Annotated in this window: 8 protein-coding genes and 1 tRNA gene; 6 read left to right on the forward strand and 3 right to left on the reverse strand. The window is 53.4% G+C overall.

What is annotated here, in order from left to right:
• Positions 1–257 precede the first annotated feature (257 nt).
• Positions 258–1892: a M28 family metallopeptidase gene (locus BM123_RS21815; RefSeq protein ID WP_090172914.1), complete on the forward strand. Its 1635-nt coding sequence runs from the start codon at positions 258–260 to the stop codon at positions 1890–1892.
• 127 nt (positions 1893–2019) lie between these two features.
• Here the strand turns inward: BM123_RS21815 and BM123_RS21820 are convergent, their stop codons facing one another.
• The gene (locus tag BM123_RS21820; RefSeq protein WP_090172916.1) at positions 2020–2478 is read right to left on the reverse strand and encodes a YbjN domain-containing protein; all 459 of its coding nucleotides are present in this window, start codon (positions 2476–2478) and stop codon (positions 2020–2022) included.
• A 542-nt stretch (positions 2479–3020) separates the two neighbouring features.
• On the opposite strand from BM123_RS21820, the gene BM123_RS21825 reads away from it, so the two are divergent.
• Positions 3021–4508: a hypothetical protein gene (locus BM123_RS21825; RefSeq protein ID WP_090172918.1), complete on the forward strand. Its 1488-nt coding sequence runs from the start codon at positions 3021–3023 to the stop codon at positions 4506–4508.
• A gap of 224 nt (positions 4509–4732) precedes the next feature.
• Here the strand turns inward: BM123_RS21825 and BM123_RS21830 are convergent, their stop codons facing one another.
• On the reverse strand, positions 4733–5926 hold the full coding sequence (locus BM123_RS21830) for a S1C family serine protease (protein ID WP_245748651.1): 1194 nt from the start codon (positions 5924–5926) through the stop codon (positions 4733–4735).
• Between the two features lie 215 nt (positions 5927–6141).
• Positions 6142–8634 carry a TonB-dependent receptor gene (locus BM123_RS21835; RefSeq protein ID WP_090172922.1) on the reverse strand — a complete coding sequence of 831 codons (2493 nt, stop codon included), beginning with the start codon at positions 8632–8634 and terminating at the stop codon, positions 6142–6144.
• A gap of 731 nt (positions 8635–9365) precedes the next feature.
• Between BM123_RS21835 and BM123_RS21840 the strand changes: the two genes are divergently transcribed.
• From BM123_RS21840 to BM123_RS21855, 4 genes are all read left to right on the forward strand, one after another.
• Positions 9366–10394 carry a DUF2279 domain-containing protein gene (locus tag BM123_RS21840; protein WP_090172924.1) on the forward strand — a complete coding sequence of 343 codons (1029 nt, stop codon included), beginning with the start codon at positions 9366–9368 and terminating at the stop codon, positions 10392–10394.
• A gap of 212 nt (positions 10395–10606) precedes the next feature.
• Complete coding sequence (locus BM123_RS21845) at positions 10607–11044, forward strand: hypothetical protein (RefSeq protein ID WP_090172925.1); 438 nt, start codon at positions 10607–10609, stop codon at positions 11042–11044.
• Positions 11004–12122: a DNA polymerase IV gene (gene dinB / locus BM123_RS21850; protein ID WP_090172927.1), complete on the forward strand. Its 1119-nt coding sequence runs from the start codon at positions 11004–11006 to the stop codon at positions 12120–12122. Before BM123_RS21845 ends, dinB begins: the two co-directional genes overlap by 41 nt.
• Before the next feature lie 155 nt (positions 12123–12277).
• A tRNA-Lys gene (locus BM123_RS21855) sits at positions 12278–12351 on the forward strand.
• The last annotated feature ends 275 nt before the right edge of the window (positions 12352–12626 follow it).

Genomic DNA, 12626 nt, shown 5'->3' on the forward strand with positions numbered 1-12626 from the left:
AGTACGGGATCATCCTAGTCTCGTTGTAAATCTAAAAATAAGTCGGCAGATGCTTGCTTGTTATCAGTATAACTTCGCTGAGCCCTTCGGGGTTCTTGATTTGCTACCGCAAGTGACAGCTCACTGCGTTCGATCGAAACAAAAATCAACTATTAGATTACAGTTTTAGATTTGATGCGTTTGCCCTGGAGAAGAGGAGCGGGAGGAGAGACCATCAGTCACAAAACTGTACCTTAAGCTCCCAAATTAAAGTAACCATGCTGAAGCTCGCTTTCCCTTGCTTTCTCATTCTCCTCCTTGCATCCTGCGGCCCCGCGCCCGAAAACAGCTCGGCCACGGATGCTACGATCATCGACTCCGCCACCATCGACCGCCACCTGGCCGAACTGGCCAGCGATCGCTACGGCGGCCGCCTCCCCTTCAGCGAGGGCGAAACCCTAACGCTGAACTACCTCGAAAAAGAGCTCAAAGCCCTGGGCCTTAGCCCGGGAAACGGGAACAGTTATCGGCAGGAAGTGCCCATGGTAGAAATCACCGGAACACCGGCGGAAAGTATTGGGCTAAAAACCCGCAATGGCAATCTGTTGTGGGCCCTTGGCTCCGACTACGTCACCTACAGCGAAAAAGCACAGGAAGAAAACATGGTCGCCCAGTCTGACCTCGTCTTCGCCGGTTTCGGCATCGTTGCCCCGGAGTACGGCTGGAACGACTATGCGGGGATGGACGTGACGGGCAAAACCGTCGTCGTGATGGTCAACGACCCCGGCTACTACACCGAAGACACGACGCTCTTCAAGGGGAAAGAGATGACTTACTACGGCCGCTGGGATTACAAGTTCGCCGAAGCCGCCCGGCAGGGCGCGGCCGCCTGCCTGATCATTCACGAGAAAGGTGCGGCGGGCTACCCCTGGTTTGTGGTCGAGAGCTCCTGGTCGGGCACCCGGCTGACGCTGGAAGACGACGGCAGCCCGAAACTCGACGTTGCCGGTTGGATTTCCCTTGACGCGGCGAAGAAGATGTTTACCGCCACCCGACCGGACATAAGCGGCTGGTTCGGGCTGGCGACAAAGACTGACTTCAAGGCCATCCCCCTGAATACCCAGCTCAACACTCGGGTGAAAAACGAGCTTCGCCGCGATAAATCTTACAACATCATTGCGACCCTACCCGGCGCGGAGCGGCCGGAAGAATACATCGTCTACACCGCCCACTGGGACCACATCGGCGTAGGCCCCGCCGTCAATGGAGACTCGATCTATAACGGTGCGCTGGACAATGCCTCCGGCACCGCCCAGCTCCTGTCCATTGCCGAAGCCTACAGCCAATTACCGGAACCCCCCGCCCGGTCCGTCGTTTTTCTCTTCGTCACCGCCGAAGAACAGGGGCTCTGGGGCAGCGATTATTACGTCAAGAACCCCGTGTATCCACTAGCCAATACGGTAGCTAATATTAACATCGACGGCATTAACCCCATCGGCCCGGCGAAGGACCTGACCATTACCGGACTGGGGCATTCAGAAATGGATGCTCTGGCGGGCGCAGAAGCGGAGGCCCAGGGGCGCTACGTTCAGGCCGACCCCGAACCGGAAAAAGGTTATTTCTATCGCTCGGATCACTTCAACTTTGCCAAAGCGGGCATTCCCGTACTCTATGCTACCGGCGGCTACGAGCATGCGACGCTGGGTCAGGCCTACGCCAAAAAGCAACAGGATGAGTTCGTCGCTAACCGCTACCATCAGCCATCGGACCAATACGCGCCCGGCGAATGGCCGCTGGGTGGGGCCGTTCAGGACGGAGAATTACTCTTCAACATTGGTTGGAAGCTCGCCACTGGCGAGCGCTGGCCGGCCTGGGATAAGGGGTCAGAGTTTTTTGTGGAGCGGGGGCGGTAGGGAGTAGATGGTAGTGCGGTAGACGGTAGTGCGGTAGACGGTAGATTGTAGACGGTAGGGCTGTAGATGGTATACGCCTACAATTCTCCAGCCTACCGTCTACCGCTCTACCGACTACAGTACTCCCTTACTGCATCTCGTCCACGAACAACTCAATGGATTGCTCGATCACGTTGAGGTGGCGCTCGAGCTGTCCGATGAACTCATCGGGCTTATTGATAAAGAGTTCGACGGCAATCCAGACGTTGTCGTTCACAACGTAGGCTTTCGCGACCTTCTTGGTCATGTTTACGGTATTGACGGCTTTGAGCACGCTCAGGCGCTCCAGCTCTGACTCAATAGGCCAGATGTTTGGGATAACAAGGCGGTAGAATTCCGTATCGTCTTCGTTTACTTCGAAGAAATAAGAATGTTCTTCGTATTCGAAGGTTACATCGCCGTCACCGTCTACCTCGCTGTCCAGACCAATTTGCTTCAACACTCCCTGATAGAGTTCCTGTAATTCCGTTTCGCTTTGAGCGCTGACGGAGGTACTGGCCGAGAACAGGATGGCAATAAGGAGGAAGGAGGAATAGAGGAACTTCATGGTAAAGCGGGAGTATGGTTAAAAATTTCAGAGTGTTAATGCATCCTGCCCGCGTAAAATTGCGGTGAAGAGCAAAAAAGCCCCGGACGGGGCATAAATATAACCAAATCGTAAAAGCTGTGCGCTGGTGGATAATTAAGAATAAGCGAAACAGCGTATTCACTTACCGGCTTCAGTCCTCCTGCTGACTCTAGTTACAGCAGCGTTTTTCGGCAGAGCAATAACAGCTCGGACAGAGCTTATGTGCGGGGGACTCAAGACGTCAGTACCGCATAGCTAACACCACGTACTTACACCTGCTTTAATGCGATTAAACACCCGTTTAAATCGCTTTAAATTCCTTTTCAACCAAAAAGGCGCTTTTTTCACAGAACATTAAACGCCCCTATCCACAACGAAACACATAACCTTTTCACTTTGGTTGATCGCAGAAGGAATCTGTGAATTCCATCAGCAGGCTCCGGGGGAAACTCTTTTGGATTTTAAAGCTGGTTCCCTGCTGAGGTCTTTTACTACAACCATCAAAAAAAACGTATTACGCTATGCATTATCTAAAGTCAATTTCTCTTCTCTTCTTTTTCTTACTGGCGCTTGGAGCGGGCCTCCAGGCTCAGGATGACGCCAGGCCCACCTTATTCTATCAGGTGGTGAAGCTGGATGACCCCAATGGTGGCCTCATGGACGCTGAGCGCAAGATTATGCTCCCTTACTTTCAGGAGCGGGTCAACCGCGGCGAAATCATCTGGCACGGAATGTACCGCGTCAGATACCCAATGACCGGGCAGCAGGGCTACGACTACGTGTCCGTTGCGCTCACTGATAAGTTCGCCAGCCTCAACCTGAACAACGAGGACGAAGTGCTACAGGCAGCCCTACCCGATGCTTCCACCGCTCAAATGTGGAAAAAGGTACGCGCGGAATCAGACATTCACAGTAGTGAAATCTTCATCGGCGTCGACGGGCTCTCCCCCACTACGAATGAAGTGGAAAAATTTATTCAGGTAAACTTCATGACGGTCAAGCCGGACCAGACAGAAGAATACGTTAAAACGGAGTCTGGTATCTGGAAGCCCATCCACGCCGCCCTACTCAAAAAGAATGTCTTGGCATCCTGGTTGTTGGGACAACGCATCATGCCGGGTGGCTCAGACTTTGGTCCGAATTATGTTACCGTAGACGGTTTTACCGACTGGCCGCAAATCGAGAAGTTCAACCGGGAACTGTTTCCCGCCGCGGAAAGCGTTTATCCTGGGGAAGACCTGGAAAAAAAGCTGGGTGGTATAGTAGACCTGCGCACCAACAACCGGAGTGAGATCTGGGAGTTGGTTGCCTCGACGACCCTGCCCGTTAAAGATAAAGAAGTGATCTCCGTAACGGAAAAAGGTAGCGGACCTACCCCCATGCGGGGCCAGCAGGTGTCCTTTGATGTCAACGTTATGACAAAGGACGGCGCGCTCGTATATGATAACCAGAAAATGCTGGGTATTCCCATGGAAATGGTGTTGGGCAGTGACCCTTACGACGCCTATTTAACAAGCCACCTTAGCCAGGTTGGCACGGGTGGAAAAGTTACCGTTTCCGTCCCGGTCGCCGCTCAGAATATGGAAATGCGCGGATGGTCCGGCAATCAGGACGTGACCCTGAAGTACCACCTCCGGGAGGTGGGCCCACCTGCTATGGACGGGGTAAGTAAGCTAAGAGACAAGATTCACGAGAAAGGTTTATCCGCAGCTAAAGCCTGGCACAAAAAAGTAAGCAGCGAGATGGCGGATAAATATGCCTTCCATGAATTTACCATGAACGCGCTGGGCTACGATCTGATGGAAAGCGGCCTCCTGGAGGAAGCGCTGTACGTAATGGCCGAAAATCAGCGGGCGAATCCGGAATCGTTCAATGCTCACGACAGTCTTGCCGATGCTTACAGTGCTATGGGTAACGAAGTTATGGCGGCCAAGCACTACGGCCGGGCGGTTAAGATCAACCCTGCAGCTTCGGCCTCCAAGGAAAAGCTGGCGGCGTTGAAGAAGTAGAAATGCTTGAGTGGCAGCCCAGGCGCTCCCTTAACCGTGCCTGCACCTGCGACCGCGCCCCAATCGTAAGGACAATGAAAGTCTTATGCTGTTGGCTCACTTACTGAATAAAAGGTGTGCTTTTATAACAGAACTGGTTCCCGGGGATTTACCCCGTGGAACCAGTTTTTCTTATCGCCAGCCATAGATCATCCTCTGGCGTTCGCTACGAGGCTGGAGCCCATTTATTCCACTGTACTCCCCAACTGAACCTCAACTTTAACTTCCCGCTCATCCCGCAGCAGGTTGAGCGTAACATATTCTCCGGGGTCATACTTTTCCATTTCCAGGAAATACTCGGTGTTGTTAGTGATTGATTTCCCGTTGATACCTACCAGCACGTCTCCGAGCACCCAGTTACCCCGATTGTCCCGGCTAAGGCCACGGATGCCAGCCTTCTGGCCAGGCCCGTTGGCGGTTACGTCGTAGACCATCAGTCCGCCTCCGCGGCGAAGCTGTCGGAACTCGACGCCAACCGTTGCCCGTCGTACTTCACCATATCGAATCAGGTCGGGTACTACGTAACGAACCACGTCCACCGGAATACTGAATCCGATACCCGCCGATGCGCCGGAAGGGCTGTAAATAGCGGTGTTCACCCCAATCAACAGGCCTTTGCTATCCAGCAGCGGCCCTCCGGAGTTACCGGGGTTAATGGCAGCATCTGACTGAATGACACCTTTGATGGGAACGTTCGCCTGGCTGTTGATTTCCCGGTCGAGCGCAGAAACAATGCCCGTCGTGAGGGTTTGATCCAGGCCAAAGGGGTTACCGATAGCGTACACCGCCTGCCCGACCCGAATCCCTTCGGAGGAACCAACGGGAATGGGGATCAGCTCTCTTTCGGAGGCTTCGATTTTCAAAACCGCCAGGTCTTTCTCTTTGGCAACCCCCACCAGGCTGGCCTGATAACTTTCTCCGTTAGCCAGCGTGACTACCGCCTGGGTAGCACCACGAATGACGTGATAGTTGGTAATGATGTGGCCGTCTTCATCCCAGACAAAGCCGGAGCCAGAGCCGGAAGGCACCTCCGAAACATCCCTTGACCAAAAGCTCCGTTGCCGTGTCTTCGTGGTAATGTAACAAACCGAAGGAGAGGCATCCTCAAAGAGCCGGATGGTGTGTAGCTCGGTGTCGGTATAGGCCGTTGCTTCTTCATCCGTCAGACTTTCAGCAGCCAGCGCACTCGTTTGTTGAATCACTGGTGATTCCGTTGCAGAGACCGTTTGCTCAGCAGCTACTTCAGCAGGCGTTGACACTTCGGCGGGCTTAGCGGAATCCGCAGGTGCAAGGGAAAACACCGGAGAAGCAGGGAAAAGGTATCGACCAGCGGCAAAGGCCACCAGAATGATCAGGAAGGAAAGAAGAAAATTTTTCACGCTACGATTCATTTGGGATGTCCAAAAGTAACGCATTTGCCATGGGGCTTGGTTTACAAAAGCTCCGGGATATTACAAAACCGGGGGCTTCGGCACCGGAACGCTTGAAGGTCGCTTCGCAACGCTACAAGGTCCTTGCCATTTCTACGCAGGGACCTTGTAGCGTCCTGAAAGGACCTGCAAGCGTTCCGGGTTCTCTCCGAATCGAGGTTACATCAGAAATCTAAGCCCAGACCAACTAATACGTTTCGACCCGCCTGTGGGTACATACCCTTGAGCAGGGTTTCTTCACCAGCAAAGTTATAGCGATAGCTCCAGCCATTGGAGACGTATAGCTGATCGGTCAGGTTTCTGACCAGCAGGGTCAGGCGTAATTTCGGCCCCCGCTTGGCGGGCATCGTCCGGTCTGCGCCCGGGTTCATGGGTGACTCCGGTAGGGCGACATCACGGCGTGCGCCAAAGTCGAAGCTGTAGCTGAGGCGCAGGTCGGTGTAGTTATAGGCTTCGAGGGCGGCACCTTCGGTGCCGCTGTTGTCCACGAATCGTTCGCCGACGTACTTAGTCTGCAAGCCAGCCTCCAGCTTGTGCAGTCGGGTATTCACCATCCGGTAGTTCAGGTCGAGTGCACCCACAACGGAAGGGCTGAAGGCCAGCGGGGTGTCTTCCCGTTCTACGGCATCCTGACCGAGCCAGCCGAAGTTTTCGTCGTAGCTGTCCAGAAATTCCGTGTAAGCTTTCACCCGGTTGCGGCTCAGGGCCAGGTTACCGCCAATGGTAAAATCGTCAGATACACGGTAGCCGCCCTGCAGTTCCAGCCCGAGGCGGAAGCTCTCCGCTACGTTGGTCCGCACCAGCTCACCGACGTCGTTAAGTTCGCCGGTCACGACCAGTTGATCCTGGTAAGCCATGTGGTAAAAGTTGACGCCGTAGTTCAGATTTCCCTGCTGACGACGGATACCAATCTCCGTGTTGAGTAGTTTTTCAGGGCGGGGGCGGACTGATGCCGGGCTTTCGGTGAAGTCGTTTCGGTTGGGCTCTCGCTGGGCCACACCAAAGCTGGCGTAAGCCTGCCCGCCGCCGGGAAGTTGATAGAGCAGTCCGGCTTTGGGGTTAAAGAAGGTGTGGGTGGCCGTCTCGTCAATCCGGCTCAGGTCATTGGCGAAGCCAAGGAACTCGTAGCTGACGTGACGAACCTGAAGGTCGACGTAGGCGGAGAGGCCGTTGGCGACCTGGTAGTTGGTCCGCAGGTAATTGCTGAAGTCCCGCTTAGTGGCGTCGTTGTCGTAGTAACGGTCGCGGATTTCGGAGTCTCCGGCTTCCCGGGCCCAGATTACTTCGCCGTAGTGACCGCCCAGGTACTCATTGGCGGAGCCACCGAAGGTGATGTCCAGCAATGACGAGGGGCGATAGCGAAGGCTGTATACCGTACCGTAGAAGTGGTTATCGAGCCAGCGGCGGCGGATGAGGTCGGAGGTGTTGTTCATAGTGCCCGAGATGCCGTAATCGGCCAAATCCTCATCCGCCTTATATTGCTCGAAGTAGCCCAGGCCACGGGTGTAATGCCCGCTCAGCCCGAGGCTCCACTTGCCGCCGAATTCGTTGTTGTAGTGTAATTGGTAGTGGTTTTGGCGGTAGTTATCGACTTCGTTGTCGTAGGGTTCGCCTTCTTTTTCGGTACCGACGGAGTTGTAGGTCCGGCCGAACTCATTGATCTCGTCCTGGGTTACCCCGTTCCAGCTCTGGTAGGTGACTTCATTGCCGCCGAAGGCGTTAAACCGCCACACGGCACCTGCGTCCGCGCCCACATACGTCAGGCCGGCGTAGTATCCCTGCAGGTCCGCCGAAGCCCGATCCACGTAGCCATCAGAATAGGTCTTGCTGAAGCGGGCATCGATCTTCAGACCATTGCCCAGTAAGCCCGAAGTGTAGTTTACCGAACCCCGCCGGGTGCCGAAGCTGCCCAGGCTACCGTCCAGGCTAAGTTTGGGCTCTTCGCCGATTTGATTGGTATTGAAGTCGATGGTTGCCCCGAAGGCCCCCGCACCATTCGTGCTCGTTCCTACCCCGCGCTGAATCTGGATGTTGTCGGCCGAGCTGGAAAAGTCAGGGAGGTTCACCCAGAAGACACCCTGGCTCTCGCTGTCATTATAAGGTATGCCATTGATCGTCACGTTAGTCCGCGTCGGGTCGCTGCCCCGGATCCAGATGCCGGTGTAGCCCGTCCCCGTACCAGCGTCGGAGTTGACGACCACGGAGGGCGTCCACTTCAGCAGATAAGGCGCGTCCTGACCGAGGTTGCGCTTTTGGATTTCTTCTTTGGTAACGTTGGTGTAGGTGACGGGAGTTAATGAGGTTGCTCGCGTAGCGGTTACGGTTACTTCATCCACGGCATAGAAGGGCACTAAGCCTGCTTCGGTCCACTGAAGCGTTAAAACCTGCCCATCCAGAAACGAGCTTATGGCTATTCTACTAGGCGAATAGCCCGTATTGATGGATAAGAAGCCTGACAATTGATCCTGTGGCACGGTCATCGTAAACCTGCCGTCTATGTCAGTAGTGGTAGCAATATTCGTATTTTCAATGAGGACTGACAAGCCAAACATAGGGTCACCTTCATCTGAAAACACAATACCGTTAATCGTCTTTTGCCCCATCAGCCCACCGCAGCAAGCCAGCGCCAGGGCGGCGCAGAATAGAAATCGCATCATCGCGAGAATATTTTTCCCTTCCCGGCATTACCCGGGCAGGTTCCTGATTAAAAAAATCTAAAGGGTATAATCTCAGCCGTTCCGGAAGGACTCCGGAGTGGGCACCCCTGTTATCGGCGGCGAAGGTAAGAAGAGATTTTGAAAAAAAGACTGGAGCTTTGTCCAGAGCAAGTCAGATTCGATACAGCGGTACCCCTGCTTTTCCCGTACCTTACGGCGTAAACAAAAGAAACCGGTCAGCGATTGGCCGACCGGTTCGAAAAAAGAGCTTTGAGAGGCTATCTACATACCAAATTTCTGGAGGGCTAATCCTCCGTTGTCGTTATTTCTATGAGATTACGGCTTGTGCCTAAAATGAATTCGCTTTCCTTTTCTGAGATTACGGCTAGTTTGTGCCATTGTTACAAGTAATTCGCTTTATGTTATGTCGTCTGAGATTAAGGCTGTTTGTGCCTGAAAAATGTCGTTGAATAGCTCCTCTGAATCTTTAATGGGAGTAGAATTGTAAGTGGTGTCGTGGGCGTTTCCCCCTTTCGACATTACAAATGTGCAACCATAATCAAGTGATTCCATGTACAAACGCAAACTTTTTTGGACAAAAAAACACTACTCGTTTTTTCATAAAAAGTTGAAAATCAATTTTTTAAACAAAAATCAAACCTCTCAAAATAAATAAAAAAGGCCATGAACATATTGAAAAAACCTACTTTTCAGGGGTAAAAAACTTCACTTTGAAGGAAAAAATATTCTTTCAGACAGCAACCGTACGTTTAATCTGCTTTCTCTTCCTCTTTGGCGGCAGCCAAAGTCTGGTGCATGGCCAACTGACAGATTTCACCTTACGGGACCCACTGGCCCACACGGCGCAGGACAACTGGCTGCGGCCCGACTCTACTTTTAACCGATCGCGCTTCCGCATTGCCGCCGGCACGGGTACTGCGCTTTATGGTGTGGCTTCCATCGGGCTGTACCAAACCTGGTATTCAGATTTTGACATGACCGGCCTCCACAGCTTTAATGACTGGCCCCAATGGAACCAGATGGATAAAGCCGGCCATATGTTTACCGCCTATATGTTCACCCGCTATTCTTTCTCTGGCCTGCGTTGGGCCGGGCTTAAGCGGCCTGCAGCCCGCTATACGGCTATGGGGGTCGGCAATTTGCTCCAGGCAACGATTGAGGTCATGGACGGCTATTCCGCCGAATGGGGTTTCAGCTGGTCGGATCTAGGCGCTAACCTGACGGGTACGGTCGTTTTTGCAGCTCAGGATGCCTTATGGCACGAGCAACGCATCCTCATCAAGGTATCCAGTGATCTTCGCCAACACCCCGACATCCCCATTATTAACCAAAACGGGGCAATGTCTAATCTTGGGGACATCAGCCGGGAGCGATTTGGAACCAATTTTTTCGAAAAATACCTGAAAGACTATAACGCTCAAACCTATTGGTTGAGCGCTAACCCCAGATCTTTTTTGCCCAAAAGCAAGATCCCCCATTGGCTCAACATTTCTCTCGGCTATGGCGTAGAGAATGTTTATGGTGCTTACGGTAATACCTGGGCAAGAGGCAGGGAGCGCTTCAATTATCCCAACCAGCGGTACCGCCAGTGGTATTTGAGCCCTGACATCTACTTCAGCCGCATCCCTACCAAAAAAAGGGGCGTCAGACTTCTGCTGGGCATTCTGGACTCCTTTAAGCTTCCGGCACCCGCGCTTGAATTTAGCCAGGGCAGGTTTCGGGCGCATTGGTTGCAGTAACTATTTGAGGCGCGGGACCGCAGGTGCGAGGGAGAGTTGGATGTAGCATCGCTTTGTCGAAAAGAGAAAGGGTTTTCATTCGTTCCGCAGTCTTCCACCAAATTAAAAAGAATGCAGAAAGGAATCGGGTGGCTATTGGGCATTGCCCAAAAAGTAAAGCCCTTGACGCTGCAGCCCAAAACCTCTTATCTTAGCTCCTAAACTTTTGCAGCATGATAAAGACATTATTAAAACTTGGAGTTCTGGTCGTTCTCGGCTTATTGGGCTACAACTATATGTTCGGGGATGCCGAAGAGAAAGCCCAGAGCCGGGAAATCGTCGGCAAAGCCAGGGATCTCGGTCGGGATGCCTGGGACCTGCTCAAAAGCGAGCGCGACAAACTCAAAGAAGGCAAGTACGACAATGCCATCGAGAAACTGGACGGCCTCTACTCCACCCTGAAAGAAAAAGCCAACGCTCTCCGCGATTCCGACGCTCTCCAGCAACTTCGTGAGCTGGACGACCGCCGAACTGCCCTCGAAGAGTTACTCAACTCAAGTGAAGGTGAACCCTCCGCCGAGGCCAAGCGTAAACTAGATGACCTCACGGCTGACACCGAGGAGCTGATGAATGAAATGGAAGCGAAAGGCCAACCGGCTCCCCCCCAATAAAGCAAGAAAGATCATCCATGTCGACATGGATGCCTTCTTCGCTAGTGTGGAGCAGCGGGACAACCCCGAGCTGCGCGGAAAGCCCATTGCCGTAGGTGGCAGCAAAATGCGGGGAGTCGTCGCTGCAGCCAGCTACGAGGCCCGCGTATTCGGCGTACGCTCCGCCATGCCCAGCGTTACGGCTAAACGCCTTTGCCCACACCTCATCTTCGTAAAGCACAATTTTGAACGCTACAAAGAAGTCTCCCACCAGATACGGGAGATATTTCTGTCTTACACCGACCTTGTAGAACCACTTAGTCTGGACGAAGCCTTCCTGGACGTCACGGAGCCCAAACGCGGTCCGGCCAGCGCCACCCTCATCGCTAAAGCCATCCGCCAGGAGATCTACGAAACCACTCAGCTCACCGCCTCCGCCGGGGTAAGCTTTAATAAGTTCCTGGCCAAGGTGGCCAGTGACATCAATAAGCCCAATGGCATGAAGGTCATCACCCGGGAAGAAGCCCCTGCTTTCCTGGCCAGCCTCCCCGTCAAAGACTTCCACGGAGTGGGCAAAAAAACCGCTGAGCGAATGGGGCGGATGGGCTTCCGCAGCGGAGCCGACCTGATGGCGCTCTCGGAGTTAGAAATGGCCAGTCGCTTCGGCAAAATGGGACGTCACCTCTACAAAATTGTCAACGGGCTGGATGATCGCCCCGTCAACCCCAACCGCATCCGCAAAAGTGTCGGGGCGGAGCGGACCTACTCTGAGGATGTCTCCACCCGCGCCATCATGCGCGGCAAACTGGACTGGCTGGCCGAAAAAATTTTCTCCTACCTCAAGGAGCGCGATAATTACGGCCGGACGATCACCCTCAAGATGAAATCTCCCGACTTCATCATCCACACCCGCAGCAAAAGCTTCTCCGGAGAAGTACGCAGCCTCTCCGCTCTTAAAGAAATTGCCTACCAACTCCTGGACGAAAACATTGAAGATGTCCCCGTCGTCCGCCTCCTTGGCCTCAACGTTTCCAATCTCGAGCGGGAAAATCCCGACGGCGTACAGCTACTGATTCCCTTCGATGGGGAAGAAGAATAGATTTTTGGCCCGGCACACCATAATTTTCGCAACCTTTAGGCTAATCGAGCCGTTGAACCCCCGCAAAGAAATATTTGCTGTAATTAATTTGTCAACTGCTTGCACAGGTTTAATGACCGACTTACCTTTGCGTCGCTTTTGTAGAAAAGCACTTTGATCCTTTAGCTCAGTTGGTTAGAGCATCTCACTTTTAATGAGAGGGTCCTGGGTTCGAGCCCCAGAGGGATCACGCAGAAAAAGCCTCCTTCACTTCGGTGAGGGAGGCTTTTCTCGTTGGGGTAGGTTGCAGGGGTTCAAGTTGCAGGGGTTCAGGTTGCAGGGGTTCAGGTTGCAGGTTGCAGGTTTCAAGTTGCAGGTTTCAAGTTGCAGGGGTTCAGGTTGCAGGTTGCAGGTTTCAGGTTGCAGGGGTACCTGTACCTCCCAACTTGCAACTCACGCGCAACCTGCAACGTGCCCCCCCTGCAACTCGCAACCAAAAAAAGCCCCATCACGAGTATCGCGATG

It is taken from the genome of Neolewinella agarilytica (assembly GCF_900110645.1).
Taxonomy (GTDB): Bacteria; Bacteroidota; Bacteroidia; order Chitinophagales; family Saprospiraceae; genus Neolewinella; species Neolewinella agarilytica.

Excerpts from the sequence above, each read along its gene's own strand:
- BM123_RS21815 (WP_090172914.1), top strand. The coding sequence starts at position 258 with ATGCTGAAGCTCGCTTTCCCTTGCTTTCTCATTCTCCTCCTTGCATCC.
- BM123_RS21820 (WP_090172916.1), bottom strand. The coding sequence starts at position 2,478 with ATGAAGTTCCTCTATTCCTCCTTCCTCCTTATTGCCATCCTGTTCTCG.
- BM123_RS21825 (WP_090172918.1), top strand. The coding sequence starts at position 3,021 with ATGCATTATCTAAAGTCAATTTCTCTTCTCTTCTTTTTCTTACTGGCG.
- BM123_RS21835 (WP_090172922.1), bottom strand. The coding sequence starts at position 8,634 with ATGATGCGATTTCTATTCTGCGCCGCCCTGGCGCTGGCTTGCTGCGGT.
- BM123_RS21845 (WP_090172925.1), top strand. The coding sequence starts at position 10,607 with ATGATAAAGACATTATTAAAACTTGGAGTTCTGGTCGTTCTCGGCTTA.
- dinB (WP_090172927.1), top strand. The coding sequence starts at position 11,004 with ATGAAATGGAAGCGAAAGGCCAACCGGCTCCCCCCCAATAAAGCAAGA.